This window comes from Corallococcus sp. bb12-1 (assembly GCF_026626765.1).
Lineage (GTDB): Bacteria > Myxococcota > Myxococcia > Myxococcales > Myxococcaceae > Corallococcus > Corallococcus terminator.
This window is the reverse complement of sequence record NZ_JAPNJZ010000021.1, coordinates 196,990-216,057: the sequence shown is the minus strand read 5'-3', so window position 1 is coordinate 216,057 and position 19,068 is coordinate 196,990. Positions and strand designations below refer to the sequence as shown.

17 protein-coding genes are annotated in these 19,068 nt (G+C 67.9%); 10 read left to right on the top strand and 7 right to left on the bottom strand.

Annotated features, from left to right (window positions below):
- Window positions 1-106 precede the first annotated feature (106 nt).
- Complete coding sequence (locus tag OV208_RS26885; RefSeq protein WP_267576763.1) at window positions 107-1,018, bottom strand: NAD-dependent epimerase/dehydratase family protein; 912 nt, start codon at window positions 1,016-1,018, stop codon at window positions 107-109.
- 14 nt (window positions 1,019-1,032) lie between these two features.
- Between OV208_RS26885 and OV208_RS26880 the strand changes: the two genes are divergently transcribed.
- Window positions 1,033-1,815 carry a helix-turn-helix domain-containing protein gene (locus tag OV208_RS26880; RefSeq protein WP_267576762.1) on the top strand — a complete coding sequence of 261 codons (783 nt, stop codon included), beginning with the start codon at window positions 1,033-1,035 and terminating at the stop codon, window positions 1,813-1,815.
- Window positions 1,816-2,004: 189 nt separating this feature from the next.
- On the opposite strand, the gene OV208_RS26875 is transcribed toward OV208_RS26880, so the two are convergent.
- Window positions 2,005-2,925, bottom strand: coding sequence for a LysR family transcriptional regulator (locus OV208_RS26875; RefSeq protein WP_267576761.1), 921 nt, complete (start codon window positions 2,923-2,925; stop codon window positions 2,005-2,007).
- A gap of 57 nt (window positions 2,926-2,982) precedes the next feature.
- Between OV208_RS26875 and OV208_RS26870 the strand changes: the two genes are divergently transcribed.
- The 5 genes from OV208_RS26870 to OV208_RS26850 all read left to right on the top strand — a co-directional run bounded on the left by OV208_RS26870 (window position 2,983) and on the right by OV208_RS26850 (window position 9,318).
- Entirely contained in the window at window positions 2,983-3,852 is an 870-nt protein-coding gene (locus tag OV208_RS26870; protein WP_267576760.1) for an aldo/keto reductase family oxidoreductase, read from the top strand.
- A gap of 241 nt (window positions 3,853-4,093) precedes the next feature.
- Complete coding sequence (locus OV208_RS26865) at window positions 4,094-5,236, top strand: hypothetical protein (RefSeq protein WP_267576759.1); 1,143 nt, start codon at window positions 4,094-4,096, stop codon at window positions 5,234-5,236.
- A gap of 199 nt (window positions 5,237-5,435) precedes the next feature.
- Window positions 5,436-8,348, top strand: coding sequence for a PQQ-dependent sugar dehydrogenase (locus OV208_RS26860; protein ID WP_267576758.1), 2,913 nt, complete (start codon window positions 5,436-5,438; stop codon window positions 8,346-8,348).
- Window positions 8,349-8,406: 58 nt separating this feature from the next.
- Complete coding sequence (locus OV208_RS26855; RefSeq protein ID WP_267576757.1) at window positions 8,407-8,742, top strand: FAD-dependent oxidoreductase; 336 nt, start codon at window positions 8,407-8,409, stop codon at window positions 8,740-8,742.
- 171 nt (window positions 8,743-8,913) lie between these two features.
- Window positions 8,914-9,318 carry a DUF4345 domain-containing protein gene (locus OV208_RS26850; protein WP_267576756.1) on the top strand — a complete coding sequence of 135 codons (405 nt, stop codon included), beginning with the start codon at window positions 8,914-8,916 and terminating at the stop codon, window positions 9,316-9,318.
- A 36-nt stretch (window positions 9,319-9,354) separates the two neighbouring features.
- Here OV208_RS26850 and OV208_RS26845 read toward each other — a convergent pair whose 3' ends face one another.
- Entirely contained in the window at window positions 9,355-10,098 is a 744-nt protein-coding gene (locus OV208_RS26845) for an SDR family oxidoreductase (RefSeq protein ID WP_267576755.1), read from the bottom strand.
- 202 nt (window positions 10,099-10,300) lie between these two features.
- Here OV208_RS26845 and OV208_RS26840 point away from each other — a divergent pair, with 202 nt between their 5' ends.
- Window positions 10,301-11,200: an AraC family transcriptional regulator gene (locus OV208_RS26840; RefSeq protein ID WP_267576754.1), complete on the top strand. Its 900-nt coding sequence runs from the start codon at window positions 10,301-10,303 to the stop codon at window positions 11,198-11,200.
- Between the two features lie 195 nt (window positions 11,201-11,395).
- On the opposite strand, the gene OV208_RS26835 is transcribed toward OV208_RS26840, so the two are convergent.
- Window positions 11,396-12,193, bottom strand: a complete 798-nt coding sequence (locus OV208_RS26835) for an alpha/beta hydrolase (protein WP_267576753.1) — start codon at window positions 12,191-12,193, stop codon at window positions 11,396-11,398.
- Window positions 12,194-12,332: 139 nt separating this feature from the next.
- Here OV208_RS26835 and OV208_RS26830 point away from each other — a divergent pair, with 139 nt between their 5' ends.
- The 3 genes from OV208_RS26830 to OV208_RS26820 all read left to right on the top strand — a co-directional run bounded on the left by OV208_RS26830 (window position 12,333) and on the right by OV208_RS26820 (window position 15,611).
- Window positions 12,333-13,007, top strand: coding sequence for a response regulator transcription factor (locus OV208_RS26830; RefSeq protein ID WP_267576752.1), 675 nt, complete (start codon window positions 12,333-12,335; stop codon window positions 13,005-13,007).
- A 28-nt stretch (window positions 13,008-13,035) separates the two neighbouring features.
- Window positions 13,036-14,202 (top strand): sensor histidine kinase, encoded by a 1,167-nt coding sequence (locus OV208_RS26825; protein WP_267576751.1) that lies wholly within the window; start codon window positions 13,036-13,038, stop codon window positions 14,200-14,202.
- A 155-nt stretch (window positions 14,203-14,357) separates the two neighbouring features.
- Window positions 14,358-15,611, top strand: a complete 1,254-nt coding sequence (locus OV208_RS26820) for a hypothetical protein (RefSeq protein ID WP_267576750.1) — start codon at window positions 14,358-14,360, stop codon at window positions 15,609-15,611.
- On the opposite strand, the gene OV208_RS26815 is transcribed toward OV208_RS26820, so the two are convergent.
- The 3 genes from OV208_RS26815 to OV208_RS26805 form a co-directional block, all read right to left on the bottom strand.
- Complete coding sequence (locus OV208_RS26815) at window positions 15,517-16,725, bottom strand: serine hydrolase domain-containing protein (protein WP_267576749.1); 1,209 nt, start codon at window positions 16,723-16,725, stop codon at window positions 15,517-15,519. The genes OV208_RS26820 and OV208_RS26815 overlap by 95 nt on opposite strands.
- Window positions 16,726-16,983: 258 nt before the next feature.
- Complete coding sequence (locus OV208_RS26810) at window positions 16,984-17,790, bottom strand: LytR/AlgR family response regulator transcription factor (RefSeq protein WP_267576748.1); 807 nt, start codon at window positions 17,788-17,790, stop codon at window positions 16,984-16,986.
- On the bottom strand, window positions 17,787-18,965 hold the full coding sequence (locus tag OV208_RS26805) for a sensor histidine kinase (protein WP_267576747.1): 1,179 nt from the start codon (window positions 18,963-18,965) through the stop codon (window positions 17,787-17,789). The genes OV208_RS26810 and OV208_RS26805 overlap by 4 nt, the downstream gene beginning before the upstream one ends.
- Window positions 18,966-19,068: the final 103 nt, after the last annotated feature.

The window sequence follows — 19,068 nt, the reverse complement described above, 5'->3', positions numbered from 1 at the left end:
CTTCGCGCTCTCCCCACACGCACGTCCAGTTGCTTTGCTCGCCTCTCGGTCGCCGATGATCTCAAGAAACAACGACCGTGACGAGGTGCCGCGGGCCATGTCTCGCCTATGCGCCTGCGGCGAGCGCGTCCGCGAGGCGGGGGAACTGGGGCTTGAAGCCGAGGTCTTCGCGGATGCGGCGACCGTCGAGGAGCGTGTCAAAAGTGCGCGCGAACTCAGCGTTCGAACCGTCAGGCTGCGGCGCGCCCACCGACGCGAACAGCGTGGCGAGTTCAGGGGCCTCGTCGTCGACGACGTTGTAGATGCGATGCGCAGGCGAAGGCGCATCGAGCAAACGAGCGACGGCCTGTGCGACGTCGGCGTGGTGGCCAATCGACATGCGTTGGGCCGGCGGGAAGCTGCGCATCACCGGTATCACCTCCTCGATGTGGGGATCGCCATCGCCGTACACGAACGGCAGGCGCAGCACGCGCACGTCCAGACCTTCGAGCGCGAGGAGGAAGCGCTCGGCGGCGAGCTTGCTCACCGGGTATGCCGCGGTCGGCGCGCAGGGGTCGTCCTCGCGGGCGAGGCGGCCACCATTCGAACCGTAGACCAAGCCGGTGCTCGTGAAGATGAAGCGCTTCACGGACGCGGCACGGGCGGCGCTCGCGAGGTGCTGCGTGCCGAGGTCATTGACCGCGTGCGCTTGCTCTGGAGTCGCGCCGCGAAAGAACGCGGCGCAGTGGACCACGGCGTCGACGTCGCGCACCGTGGCCGCGAGCGAGGCCGCATCGAGCAGATCGCCCTGGGCAAGCTCGACACCCGCTTCGGTCAGGGCGGCAGCGCGCGTCGGATCGCGCACGAGGGCGCGCACTTGATGGCCGCGCTCGGCGAGTCGCCTGGTGAGTCGACTTCCGACCTTTCCGGTCGCTCCGGTGACAAGGATTTTCATGTGCGGACCGTAGCGATCCGCGACACGTCGAAGATTGGAAAAAACGGACACGCCCACCGGTTCTTGCGCGACCGTCGTGCGCACGCCAAAGTCATCTCATGCACGCGCTCCCCGTTCACCCCAGTCGCGTTGCGCCGAGCGCATCGGCCGCGTCCGCCGTAGCGGCGCTGTTCGTGGACGAGCGCGACCGCGACGTGCCGGGCGTCTTGATTCCGCGTCCGGAGGTCCAGCTCGTCGTTCGGTTCGGGCCGTTGGCGCGAAGGGGGCTGGACGCACATGCGTTGGGCGGAAGGCAGAGGGTGCATCGAAAGCTCATTCGCAGCGGGCAACGGACCGTGACGGCGCGTCTTCACCTGGGCTCGCATGAGGCGGTGCTCGGCGTGCCGGCCTCCGCAATCGCGGGAGGCATCGTCGCGCTCGAGGATCTGTGGGGCGACGCGGCGACCCGGCGGCTCTTCGATCGGCTCGGCGACGCCCGCGACACGGCCGATGCGGCCGCAATCCTGGAGGGCGCGATCGCCGAACGCCTCGCGCTCGCGGACGGACGCCGTGCCCGCGCGCAACTCGCCCTCGACGCCGCCGAGAGGCTCACGAGCGCCAATGTGAACGCCGTCGCCGTCGACATCGGTGTGAGCGAGCGGCATCTCCGTCGCGTGTTCCGTGAAACCGTCGGCGTGAGCCCAAAGGCGTTCGCCAGGCTTGAACGCTTCCATCGCGCGCTACGCGCCGCGCGCAAGGATGATCACGCTAACTGGGCAAACATCGCCGCCGAAGCTGGCTACTACGACCAGGCGCATCTCATCGCCGAGTTCCGCACAATCACGGGCGTGACGCCGCAAGGGTTCCTCGGCGAGCTCCGCGCGGCTCCGTTGATCGGCTGAAGCCGGGTTCGCCAGACAATCCGAGCCGGTGCGCCCAGCTCTCCGTGGGGGAGGCCCACTGACCGACGTCCTCGCCGCGCGCTCGAAGCCGTTGTCCCCCGCCGACGTCGCCGCCGTGGATGCAGTCCTCCTGCCACGCCGCTTGTTTCAGAAGCTCGACGGACTGAGCTGGTCGCCCATGCGAGAGCGTCAAGAAGGAGCGGGTACCTGCTTGGCGATATCGAGGATCGCGGCGCGTACGAAGGCGCACGCGTCGTCCTCGTCCAGCGCGGCGGGCCAGAGCAGGTCCATGCCGCCGGCGCGGTGCGCGAAGGGGAAGGGCGCGCTGCGAAGGTGCGGCCGCTGCCGCAGGAGCTGCGCTGCGAAGACTTCGGGCAAGGTCGCCACCAACTGGCTGCCGTCGACGATGGCGCCGATTGCGCTGAAGCTCGCGACCGAGCAGCGGACGCGCCGCTCGACGCCATACCTGTCCTCGACCGTGCCGCGAAGGTCGCCGTTGTAGGAGACGATGACGTGCTCCTGCGCGAGATACGTGCGCTTGCTGGGTCGCGCACCGAGGCGCACGTGGCGCGGGTCGAAAAGGCAGACGAAGTGGCCGCGGATGAGCGGCGTGCGCAGGATGGTCTGCGGCAGCTTGTCGATGACCGTGGCCGCGAGGTCGACGCGACGGGTCGCCAGTGCCTCGACCACCGTGCGGAACTGGACCGGCGTGCAGACGAGCCGCATCTTGGGCGCGTCGCGTCCGAGCCGGCGCAGCAGCGGCGGCAGCAGCCACTCGTCCGAGAAGTCGGAGAGCCCGAGGCGGATGATCCGCTCGCTCGTGCGCGGATCGAAGCGCGCCGGTGCGAGCGCCGCCTGGAGCATCGCCTCGAGCAGCGGACGGACCTCGGTCACGAGGCGTGCTGCCCGGCTCGTCAAGATGACGCCGCGGCCGTGGCGCACGAGCATCGGCGTGTCCAGCGACTCGCTGAGCCGGGCAAGCGCCGCGCTCACCGCGGACTGCGTGAGGTAGAGCCCCGCGGCCGCCTTCGTGACCGATCCCGTGTCGGCGACGGCGACGAGCACGCGCAGCAGGTTGAGGTCGAGATCCCTGGCACGAACAACGTTCATGATTGGCATGCATCCTATTTGCTGGTGTGAAGTGTGGCCATCGTTAGATTCGAGCCCATGACGAACACAGACAAACTCGGCGGTCGGTTCACGTTCCCCGGCACATCACTCACGGTGCACCGCATGGGCTACGGCGCCATGCAGCTCGCGGGCCCACACGTCTGGGGACCGCCGCGTGATCCCGAAGCGGCTGCAGCGGTGCTGCGCGAAGCGATCGCGATCGGCATCGACCACTTCGACACGAGCGAAGCCTACGGGCCCCACGTCACGAACCAGCTCATTCGCGCCACGCTGCATCCGTATCCCAAGAACGTCGTGCTCGTGTCGAAGCTGGGTGGGCGGCGTGGCGCGGACAAGTCGTGGCTCCCGGCGCTATCGCCCGCCGAGATCCGCTCGGACCTCCAGGACAACCTGCGCCACCTCGGGCTCGACGCGCTCGACGTCGTGAACTTGCGCATGATGAGCATGACGCCGACGGAAGGCCCGCTCGACAAAGAGCTCGCCGTCCTCATCGAGCTCAAGCGCGAGGGGCTCGTTCGCCACATCGGCCTCAGCAACGTGACGGCGCGTCAGGTCGAACAGGCGCAAGCGCTCACCGAGATCGTGTGCGTGCAGAACCACTACAACCTGGCGCATCGCGGAGACGACGCGCTCATCGACGCGCTGGCGAAGCAGGGCATCGCCTACGTGCCGTTCTTCCCGCTCGGCGGCTTCACGCCGCTCCAGTCCTCGACGCTGTCGGAAGTCGCGAACGAGCTGGGCGCGACGCCAATGCAGGTCGCGCTCGCGTGGCTGCTGCACCGCGCGCCGAACATCCTGCTCATCCCGGGCACATCGTCGGTCGCGCACCTGCGCGAGAACGTGGCCGCGGCGTCACTCGTGCTGCCGGCAAGGAGCATCGCCGCGCTCGACGGAATCGCGCGTTGACTTCGAAGGGGTCGCGCTCCCTGCCCTTTCCCTCAAGCGCAGGGGGATGACTGCTGTCCCAGCACTGATGACCGCAGTCACCAGGACCCTCCCATCGCCTTCGGGGCCCCCTCCCGCCAACCCTTTGAAACCATGGAGGTGCCTTGTCCACATCGTTCGACTTGAGCATGGCATGTCGGATGCAATCGGACAGGTCATCGCTGCACCGACCCCTTCCGCCGCACCTCTTGAGGAACCTGCCATGCGTACCTCCCGCCTCGGTTCGACCTTGTCTCGCTCCTCGACCTTCCCCTCCTCCGCGGGGTCCAGGCCCAAGCCTCCGGCGCGCGCCGCCACGCTCCCCGCCTCGGCGCCCTCCTCGCAGACCCTCAAGCCTGCGGCGACCCGGCCCGCCGCGAGCGCGCCCACGGCCCCGGAGTCCAAGCCCGTGAAGCACCCGGGCATGCCCGAGGGTGGCCCCGCCTACAGCCCCTGGGAGAAGACGACGGGCCAGGCCTCGGACGTGAACGTGAGCGGCGGTGACAACAAGCTCACGCCGCCCCCAGGAGCCCGGCAGAACATGCTCGTCGACAGGCCGGGCAACCCCTTCCAGAAGGACACCTTCGCTGGCGGCAAGCTGAGCGGCAACGTGGGCTCGATGCAGGCCTCCACCACGAGCCACAGTGGCGGTGGCGTGCGCCACTACTCGGCCCAGGCCGAGGTGAACGGCCCCCACGCCGCCTACGAATTGCAGAAGACGCACGCGGGACGGCTGGGCGTGACGAGCGGCCAACTCACCGCCGAGGCGAACACCTTCAAGGGGCAGGCCCAGGCCGGCGTGTCGCTCGACAGGAACGAGCACGCCTACACGGGCGCGCTGACGGCGAAGGCGGAGACGGGCGTGGGCGTAGCGGCGAGCGCGAGCCATGACTTCAACCGGCACGTGGGCGGGTACGTCAAGGGCGAGGCCAAGGCCTCCGCCACCGCCTACGCCGAGGGCGTGGCCAGCCTGGACCCGAAGACGGCCACGGCGATGCTCTCGGGCCAGGTGGGCGCGGCCGCCACTGCGGGCGCGTACGCCACGGCGGGCGGGCACGTGGGCCGGCTGCACGGCTCGGTCACCGGGGGCGCGGTGGCGGGCGCGGCGGCCCAGGCGGGCGGCAAGGTGGGGCTGGAGAATGGCTTCCTCAAGCACTCCGCGGACGTCAATGTCGCCACAGGTGTGGGCACCCACCTGAAGTCCGACGTGGCGGTCGACCTCCGCCACCACGTCAAGCCGGGCATCGCGTCGGGCCTGCGCCCCGCCCTCGCCAACGCCGCGAGCGTGGCCTCGCCCGCGAACACGCTCGCGCCCGAGAAGTCGCGCATCGAGAACTTCTTCGCCAAGGTCTTCCACACGGCCTGACATGCCCCTGTGCCTGCCCGGTCAGGCATTCATATCCATATGTTTTCCCGGCCAACGTGCTTTCGAGGTAATACCCGACAGCACCATCAGCATTCACGCAGCCCACGGGCTGCGTGAGCCTGTTCAACCGGGAGAAGCAGCGATGCAATCACAGGCGAGAACGAGTGTACGAGCGTGGTGTCCCAGGCCGCTCTTCGTCGTGTGCGCGGTCTTCTCGCTCGTCGTGGGCTGTTCGATGCCGCCGACGCCGGAGCCTTTGGAGCTCGGGGTCTCGCGCGCGGGCGCGGTCATTCAAGACGCCAACTTCGCCGACTCCGTCTTCGTCAGTGGCCTCCAGGGACCGACCACCATGACCTTCGCGCCCGACGGGCGCCTGTTCGTCTCGGAGAAGAACGGCTCGCTGCGCATCGTCGCGAACGGCCAGCTTCTGGCGACTCCGTTCGTGACGCTCGCCGTGGACGACGACAACGAGCGTGGGCTGATGGGCGTCGCGTTCGACCCCAACTTCGCCAGCAACCATTATCTGTATGTCTATTACACGTCGATCGCCGGCAGCATCCACAATCGGGTCAGCCGCTTCACCGCCAACGGCAATGTGGCGGTCCCCGGAAGCGAACTGGTGCTCGCCGACCTTCCGACGCTCGACGCCGCCAACCACAACGGTGGCGCGGTTCGCTTCGGGCTCGACGGCAAGCTCTACGTTTCGGTCGGCGAAAACGCGGTCTCCTCCAACTCGCAGAGCCTGAACACGCCACTCGGAAAGCTGCTGCGCCTCAACTCGGATGGCAGCATTCCCACGGACAATCCGTTCTACGCGGCCGCCACCGGGCTTGCCAAGGCGACCTGGGCGATGGGGCTTCGCAACCCCTTCACCTTCGACGTCCAGCCCGGCACGGGGACCCTGTTCATCAACGACGTGGGCGAAGGCGGCTGGGAAGAGATCAACCGCGGCCAGGCCGGTGCCAACTACGGCTGGCCGATGACTGAAGGCTACTTCACGAATCGCCCGGGGCTCACGCAGCCGTTCTTCGCGTATCCGCATGGCGTCGGCACGGCCGCCGGAAACTGCATCGCCGGTGGTGCATTCTACAACCCACCGGTCCCTGCGTTTCCCAGCGCGTACGTCGGTCAATACTTCTTCGCGGATTACACCAACAATTGGATCTCGCGCATCGACCCGAACTCCGGCGCGCATTCGTTGTTCGCGACGGCCGCGGCCGGGCCCGTGGACCTCGATGTGGGGCCCGACGGCGCGCTCTACTATCTGTCGCGCGGCGCAGGCCAGGTGGGTCGCATCGCCTACACGGCTTCGCTGCCGCCGAGCATCGCGCAGCAACCGGCGAGCACGCTGGTATCGGTCGGCAATCCGGCGACCTTCACGGTGTCGGCGAGCGGCGAGCCGCCCCTCACCTATCGGTGGCAGCGGAACGGCATGGACATCGCCGGCGCGACCTCGCCGAGCTACTCGCTGAACGCCGCGCAGCTCACCGACAGCGGCGCGCTCTTCCGAGTGGTCGTGACCAACGGGCTTGGCTCGACCACCAGCGCCGCAGCGGTGCTGACGGTGACGTCCAATAAGCCGCCAGTGGCCACGATTGCGACGCCGGTCGCGGGAGCGACCTACACCGCGGCCACCCACATGATGTTCTCCGGCTCGGCCAGCGACGTGGAGGATGGCGCGCTGCCGCCGAGCGCGATGACCTGGAGCATCACCTTTCATCACGACACCCACACGCATCCAGCCATGACCGAGACCACCGGCATCGCGAGCGGGAGCTGGCCGATTCCGAGCATCGGCGAGAGCTCGGCCAACGTCTGGTATCGCTTGCGGCTCACGGTGCGAGACTCGATCGGCCTCACCCACACGACGTACCGCGACGTACTCCCGGTCACGATCCCCCTCACGGTGACCAGCCTGCCGAGCGGGCTGCAAGTCCTGATGGACGGGCGGCCGTTCGCGGCGCCGCATGACACGACCGGCGTGGTCGGCGTCGTCCGCTCCGTGGACGTCGACTCGCCGCAGTACGCGAACGGAAGATTCTGGGCGTTCTCGTCGTGGTCGGACGGCGGCGCGCAATCGCATACCTTCACCACGCCTGGCAGCGCGGCCACCTACACCGCCACGTTCGTCGAGACCTCGGGCGGGAGCTGCTACCAGATTCAAAGCGAGCGCAGCGACAAGTGGCTCACCGTCGACATCGCGGGCAAGGTTGTCGCCGGCAGCGCGACGCAAGCAGGAGGGCAGGTCTTCCAGCTCGTTCCGAACGGTACCCAGTACAAGCTCAAGGGCTCAGGCGACGCGTTCCTGGCGGTGGTGACAAACCAGCTCGCGATGAGCGCCAACTTCGCCAGCGGAGAGTCGTTCACGCAGCTTCCCTGCGGCTATGGCGGGCGCAATCGCGTCGGCTTCCAGGCTTCGTCGGGGAGCGCGCCCCATTGGAAGGAAACCACGCAGGACGGTCCGATCCAGAGCGGTGACGGCGGCAATGGCGGCGCCTGCAACCCGACCGATGGCGGCGCCTGGGAGGCCTTCTACCTCGAACCGGTGACCTGCCCGAATGGCAGCACCGGCCCCGTGTGCGGCAACGGCACCGTCGAGAGCGGCGAGCAATGCGACGACGGCAACACCCTCTCGGGCGATGGCTGCGATGCGACGTGCCACAGCGAGACCGGCGGCGGTGCGGGCTGCTTCCGCATCCAGAGCGAGCGCACCGACCAGTGGCTCACCGTCGACGGCGCCGGCAAGGTGGCCGCCATCAGCGCGACGCAGACCGGTGGCGCGATCTTCGAGCTCGTCACGAGCGGCGCGAAGTACAAGCTCAAAGGAGCGAGCGGCGCGTACCTGGCGGTGGTCGCGGACCAGCTCACCGTGAGCGCCACGCTCAACACGGCGGAGCCGTTCACCCGCTACGACTGCGGCGTCCACGGCGGCCGCAACCGCTATGGCTTCGAAGCGTCGACGGGCAACGCGCGCAACTGGAAGGAGGCCACCCCCGGCGCTCCCATCCAGAGCGGAAATGGCGGCAACGTGGGCATCTGCAATCCCACCGACGTGGGTGCGTGGGAAGCGTTCTACCTCGAGCCCGCGACCTGCCCGGCGGCGGGACAATGAGGATCCGTGCCTGTTCCATGCGCTCCCGACCCGACATCGGTGGGAGCGCGTGCCCGGGGTGACGCTTCTCGGCGACGCCGCGCATCTGATGCCGCCGTCCGGTGAGGGGGCCAACCTCGCGATGTACGACGGCGCCGAGCTCGGCAAGGCCATTGCCGCGCACCGAGGCGACCTCGAAGCCGCGCTCGCCAAGTACGAGGAAGCCATGTTCGTCCGGAGCGCACACGAAGCCGCCGAGGCCACGACCCTCGTCCGGCTCTGCTTCGGCGACAACGCTCCGCACGGGCTGATCGACTTCTTCACCGGCTCAGGATCGGCCGCGGTACCGACCATCGCGGAGCAAGGTCGTCCTGACGGGGCGACGTGGGCTCCCGGAACCTGTCAACGTGAATGACATGGTGAAATTGGCCGCAGGCTGCCTGGCGAAACGCGGGTTCACTCATCGCTCCGGGCCTCGCGCAACCGCCCAGTCTGTTTGAACTCCACTCGGCATCAGACTTGCTTTGCTGACGTCACCCTTGTCAAGGTGCCCCGGAGTCGCGGCACTTCCCATTCGAGAAACATCATGCCGGTAACGCAACGCATCGTGCAGGTCTGTCTGTTCCTGGTGGCTGCCATCGCGCTGTTCGGGGGCTCCGTCCAGTTGCTCATGGGCCAGCCTGAGACGACGCCCCGCCTGGACAACCTGCATCGATTCATGGGCGGCATCTATCTGTCCATGGGCGTCATCTGTCTTTGGGCGGCAATCACCATCCGTCAGCAGAGGACGCTCATCTACCTCATCTCGTTTTCGATTCTCATGGCGGCGGTGGGCCGGCTGCTGTCCATGAGCAGGGTCGGCCTGCCCGAGCCAACGGGCCGCTGGCTCGGCTACCTCATCTCGGAGCTGGTGTTCCCGGTCATCATCGCCGTCGCGCACTGGGCGCATACGCGGAGGCGGGAAGAGGCCCTGAGGGTCCACCCGAGCTGATGCGCCTCGCGGGATTCGTTGCATCGTTGAGCTTGCTCACGCCGACCGAGCCAGCGCGACCGCGTCGGGACCTGCGGGAAAACGGAGCTTCTCCGACGTGTCGTTCGCGGCGTGCCAGACCGCTTCAGCCACGTCGGACTCGCGCGTCACCTCGGCCGGCTGCCCGAATGAGGCGAAGATGCGCTGTGCGAAAGGCGCATACGCCTCGGGAAACAGCCCTTCCATGCGGGGGCCGCCGTTGCTCGTGAAACGGGTGCCCGGGCAATAGCCCGGCTCGACGAGCTTCACGCGCAGGTTGAAGGCTTCGAGCTCGAACGCGAGCGACGCCGTGAACCCCTCGATGGCCACCTTGCTCGCGGTGTACACGGCCACCAGCGGCATCGGCGCCAGCGTCGCGCTGGACGTCACGTTCACAATCACTCCCGACCTGCGTGCGCGAAACTGGGGCAGCACCGCCTGCGTCATCGCCATCACACCGAAGACGTTGGTCTCGAACACGTCACGCACCGTGGCCATCGGCGTGGCCTCGAAGGCCCCCATGAGCCCGATGCCCGCGTTGTTGACGAGCACGTCGAGGGGCCCGCTCGCCTCCAACGCCGCCGCGATGCTCTCGGGCTTTGTCACGTCGAGCGGCACCACGCGCAGCCGGTCCGAACGAGGCAGGACGTCCTCGCGTGGCGTTCGCATGGTAGCGACCACGTTCCAGCCCTGCGCGTGAAAGTGGCGCGCGGTCTCGAGTCCGTAGCCGGAGGAACACCCCGTGATGAGCACCGTCTTCATGACCGCCCTCCCGCGGAGAGCAACAGGCCAGCCAGTGCGGCGCCTCTTCCCGGAAGAGCAGTCATTGTCGCCCGGAATCCATACGTCGCCTTCATGTCGGCTCCTTGCCGCGATTCGCGCGGCGTTGAGGATCCCAAGGTACTTGCGGCCGACAGGACTCTCCACCACGCGCAGTCCATATTTCTTTTGCTAGAGTCCAGCCATGACCGACCCGCTCTCGGAAGTCATCGCCTTGCTTCAGCCAAGAGCTGTCTTCTCGAAGGGCATCAGCGGAGCGGGCCGCTGGGGTGTTCGCTACTCGGACTTTGGCCAGCCGAGCTTCTGTGCCGTGCTCGAAGGGCGCTGCCGACTCGCTGTCGACGGCCAGCCCGCCCTCACGCTCGTGGCGGGCGATTTCGTGCTCCTGCCGGCGACGCCGGGCTTCACCATGTCCGGCTTCGAGCCGGTGACCCCCGAGCGCGTCGACCCCAAGGTGACGCCCTCTCCGAAGGGTGAGGTGCGTCACGGCACGCGTGGCGGCCGTCCCGACGTGCGCCTGCTCGGCGGTTACTTCGTCTTCGACTCGCCTGACGCGGCCCTGATGGTGTCGTTGCTCCCGGCCCTGGTGCACGTGCGCGGCGTGGAGCGGCTCTCGGTGCTGGTGCGACTCGTCGGCGACGAGACGAGCGAACAGCGCTCGGGCCGCGAGCTCGTGCTCACGCGCCTCGTGGAGCTACTGCTCATCGAGGCGCTGCGGTCGACATCGAGCGACGACGCGCCTCCAGGGCTCCTGCGCGGTCTGGCCGATGCGCGGCTCGCACCCGCGATACGGCAGATGCACGGTCACCTCATGCGGCCGTGGACGGTGGCGCAGCTCGCGAAGAGCGCGTCGCTTTCGCGCTCGGCATTCTTCGATCGCTTTACGCGCACCGTGGGTCTGCCCCCGATGGAGTACCTGCTGGACTGGCGGATGGCCGTTGCGAGGGGGCTGCTTCGCCGCCGGGAGCTCGCCATCGCTGAGGTCGCCGAGCGCGTCGGGTACAGCTCGGCGAGCACCTTCAGTACGGCGTTCAGCCGACACGTGGGCCAGTCTCCGGGCCGCTATGCACGGGCAATCAAGTAGCATCAGGCTCCCACAATGATGCCGATTCCTGAGTCCTCAGGAGCCCCCGTCGTCGTCTATCGCGACATCCGCGGTTGGAGCAGGCGCTGCCGGGCTCGATGGCGCGGCGGCCGACATCTGACCGTCCGCGGCATGGGGCTGTGCCCATGGCGTGAATCAGTGCAGCCCCATGTATCGGGCGTGCGTCAGACGCGCTCAGGGCACCTTGCGTCCCGGCCCCCGGTGGTCCGCGTGGAGCCAGCGGCGCACCTCGTCCAGGTACTCCCGTGGGAGGGCATGCCCGCTGTCGAAGGTCTTGTGTGTCTTGCGGCGGGACGGGGCGGCATCGAACAAGGCGCGGCTGTCCACGACAGGGGCGAAGTCATCCTTGTCCGCCGTCAGAAGCAGCCAGTCCTGGTGAATCCTCGCCATGTGTCGTGAAGGGGCGATCTCCTCCATCGACGTTTCGATGTGGGGTGGGACCATCGTGACGAGGTGGGTGACGCGAGGCTCACGCGCCGCCAGCAGGAGTCCCACCTGGGCGCCCATGCTGTACCCGACGACAAGGACCCGAGGCGGCTTGCCTTTCGCGAGCACGGCGGCGAGCAGCGCCTGGGCATCGCGGACGGTGTCGGCAATCATCGCCACGTACCGCGAGGGCTCGCCTTGATGGGCCAGCCTGGCGAGCGCCCCCGGCCGGGCCTCCGGTGTCGCCCGCTCTCCGTGCCGTCGTGCATCGAGGAGGTAGACGCGGTACCCGGCCCGCAGCAGCTCGTCCTTCAGCACACCTCCATGGGTCGGCCCCTCGTCCGACAGCCAGTCCTCCTTGCGGCGCGTGAGCCCATGCAGGAGGACGGCGATGGGTGGATTCGCGGTGCCCTTCTCCGGCTCCAGTACCCGCGTGGGGATGCGCTCTCCATCCGCGCCGCGAACGTCCAATGACGTCCCCGGGTCGGCGGCACGGGCCACGGAAACCGACAGAAGCAGCAGGCACAGCGACAGCAGGCGGGTCATCGCGGGACTCCCAGAAGTGAGAAGCCCCGCCACCCTGCCCGCCCCCGCGTCAGGCACGCGTCAACACACGATTGACCTTCGGTTGACGTGGCGGATGGCAGCCTGTCACCGTTCTCCTCCAGAGGTTCCCTGCCCGCTCATGCGAGTGCTCGTCGTCGAAGACAACCGTGACCTCCAGGCCAACATCGCGAGGTTCCTGGGGACGGACTTCCAGCTCGACTTCGCCGCCACCGGGCCCCAGGGACTCACGCTCGCGCTGAGCCATGAATACGACGTCATCGTGCTGGACCTGATGCTGCCAGGCATGAGCGGCATCGAGCTGTGCCGCCACTACCGACAGCTCGCCCCTCGGCTGGTGCCCATCCTCATGCTGACCGCGCGGGACACGCTCGAAGACAAGGAAGAGGGCTTTCGCGCGGGCGCGGATGACTACCTCGTCAAGCCGTTCTCCTTGAGGGAGCTTCGGCTGCGTCTTGAAGCCCTGGCGCGACGGCCCGTTCCTCCGAGCGGACGACGACTGACGGTCGGGCCCCTCACCCTGGAGCCCGACACCGGCCAGGCACGGCGAGGAGAGCGCACCGTCCGCCTCAACAGGACCGAGGCACTCCTCCTGAGGCTGCTGATGGAGGCCGCGCCCGAGCCTGTGTCGCCGGCCACGCTGGCCCACCACCTCTGGGGGGACGACGCGCCGGAGTCCAGTGCCTTGCGCACCCACGTCTATGCCCTGCGCGGAGCACTCACCGAACTGGGGATGAACGCCTGCATCACCACCCGCCGCAACAAGGGATACAGCCTGGATGCGCGCGAGGACTAGGTCGGTTCGAGGACTCCTCCTGGGGGCCATGGCGCTGTCCGCGACGCTCGCGCTCATCCTGATGGGGGCGTTCTTCACGCTCTTCAGCTACGACCTCGAAGACGCCATCTTCGATCGGCTCGTGGCCACCGCGGCGAACGGACGCGCCGATGACGCGGGCATGGCGCCTCAAGCCGCCACGCTTGGGATGAAGACCTACGTGGGCCACACGAGCCTTCCGCCCTGGATCGGGGATGCGCTGCCCGTGGACACACCTGGGGGCGAACACGAGGTCTTCACCCTGGAGCATGGCCACTTCCATGTCGCGGTGCGACCGGACGCGGCGGCGGGCCCCACGCGCTACGTGGTCTTCGACACGACGGAGCTGACCAGCACCACCCGCCATCTGCGTCGGACGTCCGGACTGCTGCTGGCCAGTGCCCTGCTGGCCCTGCTGGGCGCCGCGGGGCTCTCCCATGTCGTCGCCAGGAGGCTCAGCCATCCGCTGGAACAGCTCGTGGCACAAGTCCGGTCGGACACTCCGCCGCGAACAGAGGGCGTCGTCGTCACCGAGGTGCACGCCCTGGCCGAAGCCCTGAGCGTCCGAGATGCCCGCATCCAGGCGTTGTTGGAGCGGGAGCGCGCCTTCAACCGGGACGCGAGCCATGAGCTGCGCACGCCCCTCGCCGTGGCGCAGGGCGCGGTGGAGATATTGGAGCGGGACCCACCCACGGACGCGGAGACCTTCGGCCGTCTGCGGAAGGCCGTGCACCACATGGGCCTGCTGACGGAGGGCATCCTCTGGCTGGCCCGAGCAGGCCGCTCAGACGAATCGTGCGGGCTGGTGGGCATCTCCCGCGAGATGGTCGCGCTGTACGGCGACCACCTCTCCCACGGCGACGTGGAACTCGTCATCGAGGCGGAAGCGGAGGTCTTCGCGCCACTTCCAGGGTCCGTGGCGCGAGTGATGCTGGGCAACCTCATCAAGAACGCACTCGCCTATACGAGCCAGGGGCGCATCGTCATCCACATCGTGCCCGAGGGCTGGAGCATCTCCGACACAGGCGTGGGCTTCGGCAGGGGCGAGCCCGAGCACGCGGGCTTCGGTATCGGCCTGTCGCTCGTGGAGCGGCTGGCGCGTCGGTTCAACTGGACCATGTCCATCAGCACCCTTGAGCCCCACGGGACGAAGGTGCGGCTCGCCTGGCCTTCATGACCCTGGCGCGCCGCTGCGCCAGGCCTGCACCCGAGCCATCATTGCGCTGGCACGCGGGGTGCGGGTCAACGACTCGCCCCGCGAACAGCGTGCCGGAACTTCCGACGCCCCATGGTTGAGACTTGGGGCTCCCTGCTGGCACGCTTCAGGTGCCAATGAACTCACGCCGAAATCTCTTACTCCTCGCCATCCCTGTGATCATCCTGCTGGAGCGCATCGGCTACTTCGCGACGCGTCCGATGGTTGTCAGCCTGGCCCTCCAAGACGTTGAAACGGGAGGGATGGGGATGAGCGGGGACAGGGTATCGATGCTGGTCAGCGCGATGGTTCTGTTCCGGCTCGGCACGCCGTTTGTTGGCGGTGCCTTAGCGGCAATGCTTGGCCCGCGCATCCCCCTCATCTCCGGGCTGATGATGTGTTCGGTGGGTCAAATCATCATCGCACAGACCTCGTCCGCGGGCATGGCCACGCTCGCCTTCATCTTCATTGGATTGGGCCAGGGGCTCAGCCTTCCTGCGCTCTACACCCTCCTTGCGGAGGAGCTTCGTGGCCCGCAGGAAGTCCTCTGCAGCGCGGCCTTCATCCTGGGCTATGGCGCGATGAACGTCGGAGCGCTTCTCTTGCCCACGATGGTGGAGTTCTCACGTGCGTCTGGGTTTCGGCTGGGGTTTGCCGTCATGGCCGGGCTCTCACTTACAGCAACGGTGCTTGCCGTGGCGTTGACCCTCCTGCTGCGTCGTCTTCCTGCCTCCGAAGCAGCCCCCTCGCAGGGCACCCCGCTTGCCCGCCCATTCTTTGGAAGCTTGACGCTCATGTTCCTCCTGGCGCTTCCATACCTTGGCACCCTCCTCTCCCAGATTCTTCTCTTCAAAGCGCTTCCAGGGGAGCCAGGGAGCGAGGAGCACCGGGCCGCCTACACACTCAATCCAACGATTGTCATTGCAAGCGTGGCACTTACCGCGAGCGGCCTCATCTGGGCATTCAGGCGACGGCACCACGTCACGGTGCTTCGCGTGCTGGGAGTGGGGCTTTTGATTGGAGCACTCTCGGCACTCCCACTCCTCTGGAATGCGCAGGGATCGCTCATGGCGCTGGCGTACGGCGTTAGCGCGGTCGCCGAGCCGCTGGTCGTACCGCTTGCTGGGGCTCGATTCTCAACTGCGCTCTCTCCCCGCATGGCGGCGCTGATGCTCGGAATCTGGTTCACCCTTACGAGTTTCCTGGCGGATGTCTCCACATACCTCGCGGGGTATTCGTGGACGCGGCCCCTGGTCGCGCTCTGTGCAATCGTAGCGATCGCTCTTGGCCTCGCCTTCACCGTCCTTGGGCGCCGACTTGATGGCCTGCTCTTCTCTCCTGGCACGGCACAGAACGGTTTCCCTCGGGACCCTGGGCAGCTTCACGCATGAGCCTGTCTGGCGAGATGAAGATCTCTCCGAGCTGGGCGGCCTGCTCTTCGGCGAAATCCGCATAGGTGTTGGACAGCAGGGCGACGACGAGCTGGGAGTCTGGAAAGAGCATCAGCATGGTGCGTCCGCCCTCGATGGCCCCTCGGTGGTGAAGAATGCGCCTGCCTTGCGCGGTGACGCCGATCCGCCAGCCAATGCCCACGCCGGTTTCCTTGCCGGACTTGAGTTTTTGCGAGGTGAAGAGGAGGGCCAGGGTCTCCTTGCGAAGGAAGCCGGGCTGGAGGTGGGCGGAGCCGAACACGGCCAGATCCTCCGCGGTGGAGAGGAGACCGCCACCGCCCCATTTGTAGCTGTTGTCCACGTGGGGGGCATGTTGGTGGGTGCCCAAGGGCCCATTGGCGTAGAAGCGCGTGCGGTGGGGAATCAACTGCTGAGCATGGTCCGCCAGGGTGTGGCGCATGCCCAGTGGCTCGAAGACGGCGCGCTGGAGATAGCGAAGGAACTCCTCCTGCGCGGCGCCTTCCACCACGGCGCTCACCAGGTTCCAGCCATAGCTGGAATAGGTGTACTTCGTTCCGGGCTCGTACAGCAGCGGGTCGTCCTGAAAGAGGCTCAGGGCCTGGGTGATGCTGCTGAAGTGCTTCGCCTCCTTGAAGATGACTTCATCCTTGTCCGCGTAGTGACGAACGCCCGCCAGGTGTCCGGCGAGCTGACGGGTGGTCATGGGCCAGGGCTTCACGGGAAACGAAGGCACGTATTTCTGGATGGGCGCATCCAGGTCCAGGCGCCCCTCTTCCACCAGACGGGCCACGGCGGCGGCGGTGAGTACCTTGGACACGCTGCCCACGCGAAAGCGGGTGAGCGGTGTGACGGGGACGTTCTGCTCCAGGTCCGCGAACCCAAAGCCCTCGGACCAGATAATCTGCCCGCGATGGGCGACGGCCACGGAGAGTCCCGGCAGTTGCTTGCCTTTGAGCAGCTCTTGAGCAAAGGCGCGTGCCTGCTGGAGCTGCGCCCCATGTCGGGAAGAGCTGGGAGGCAGCGGATACGACCCGGTCGGCGCGGCGCGAGCGGAGGTCATCGCGAGCAACGCCACCAGGGCGCTTCGACTCAAGGATGAAGCCACTGCGCGCGCGAACCGCCTGACCCCTGCGGATGAATCGAACATGGAGGATTCCTATTCCAAGGTGTGGCGCTCGGACCGAGCACACCCGAGGGCGCGGCAAGCACCCTCGGCAGCCCAGCGTGAGGCAAGGCTCAGCGCGGAGGTGGAGGGTTCAGCCGGTGGGGACAGGCGTGCGGCGAACCGGCGCCTGAGTGCGGCGAACGGCCCGCGCGACATGCGCGGTGCCCGTGCCGCGAGCCTCGCGGCTCAGCGCAGGTGCTGGAACTTCTCGCGGTGGCTGCGAGCGACGCGCAACTCCGCTCCGCCGGTGAGCACCACGACGAGCTCCCTGCGGCCCTCGCTGCGCAGCTCTCGGATGCGGCGCGAGTTGACGATGGCCGAGCGGTGGATGCGCATGAAGCGCTCCGGATCCAGGCGTGCCTCCAGGCTCTGCATCGTCTCGCGGTGGAGGTAGGCCTTCCCGCCCGCGTGAATCTGCACGTAGTAGTCGGCGGCTTCGATGTATTCGATTTCGTCCACGTCGAGGAACACCACGCGGCCCGTGTCCCGGATGGCGAGCCGGCGCACCCAGGGCTCCGTCGGGGTGGAAGGGGTCACCAGGGCGGGAGTGCCGTCACGCTCGCCGTAGGTGGAGAGCACGGACATCAGCCGCTGGCTGAGGTCGGACATGCGCGTCAGGCGGATCTGGGCCTTGGCACGGCCGATGGCGTCGTGGAAGCGGTCGTCACGAAAGGGCTTGAGCAGGTAGTCGAGCGCGTGGATGTCGAAGGCGCGCAGGGCGTACTGGTCATACGCGGTGACGAAGATGACGGCGGGCACCTCGCCGGGGCACAGGCGGGCGAGCACCTCGAAGCCGTTGAGCTCCGGCATCTGGACATCGAGCAGGACGAGGTCCGGCCGCTGTTCGCGGATGAGGCGCACGGCCTCCGGTCCGTTGCCGGCCTCGCCCACCACGAGGACCTCTGGGTCCGTGGCCAGCAGCAGGCGCAGGCCCTCGCGGGCCAGGGGCTCGTCATCCACGACGAGCGTGCGGATGGCGGCGGCCGCGTTCATGTCCCGAGCGCCTCCGACGGGGCGGCCTGGAAGGGCAGCTCCAGGCGGGCGCGCACACCGCCCCCCGCGCGGTTCTCCAGCGTGAAGGCGTGGCGGTCCGCGTAGAGCTGGTGCAGGCGGGCGCGCACATTGGCGACGCCGATGCAGCCGTCACGGCGGTCCCAGCCGGAGACAAGCCCGGGGCCGTCGTCGAGCACCTCCAGCACCAGCCGCGCACCTTCGCGCGAGGCGCGCAGCTCCACGCGTCCCGCGCCGGAGCGGGTGGCCAGGCCGTGCTTGATGGCGTTCTCCACCAGGGGCTGGAGGATGAGGCTGGGCACGAGCGCGCCAAGCGTCGCGGGGTCGATGGCGCGGACCACCTGGAGCCGGTCCTGGAAGCGGGTCTGCTCGATGTCGAGGTAGCGCTCCAGGAAGTCGAGGTCCTCGTGGAAGGGGACGTGCTGGCGGCCGGTGTTGTGGAGGGCCATGCGCAGCAGCTCGCTGACGCCAGTGAGCATCCGGATGGAGCCGACGGTGTCCTGCTTTCGCACGAGGACGGAGATGGCGTTGAGCGTGTTGAAGAGGAAGTGCGGGTGGAGCTGGGCGCGCAGGGCTTCGAGCTGTGCCTGGGCCAGGCGCGTCTCCAACTGGGACTGGGCCAGCTCTCCCTCGCGGTAGCGGCGGTGGTAGTCGACGGCGTAGCCGATGGAGAGGATGCCGCCGTAGATGAGCAGGCTCAGGACGCTGTACTTGGCCATCATCAGGGGCAGCATCTGGCCCAGTGAGTTCTCGCTGAGCCACGTCTCCCCCGTCGCCCGGGAGAGGAGGTAGATGAGCGTCACGTAGGGGACCATCAACGCGGCGAGGGCGGTCAGGTGGGCCGCGAGACCGCGGGGCCACACGCCGCGCTCCAGGCGAAAGCGCCGTCCAAGCGCGAGGATGAGCGGGGTGGCGAAAGCCCAGTACTGCCAGGGCGGCACCTGCATCAGCAGCGCCCTGCCGAAAGGATAGGTGGAGTCCTTGGCCTGGGCATAGAACCAGGTGTGGCTCGCGGTGATGATGCCTGGCACGGCGAAGGCGAGCATCAGCAACGGCAGGCGGCGCGCCAGCGGAAGCAGCGCTGAGCCGGAGCGCTCCGGGCGGAGTGTCGCGGAGGACGGCGGGACGGAGTTCGCGACGAGAGAGGTGGAGTCCACGGACCGTGGACTCTACGCCCGAACCCGGGGCCACTTCCGAACGGGAGCAGCCAAAGGGCCCCGGGGTGCAGCGAACGGGCCTGCTTCCCCTACTCCCTCCGTC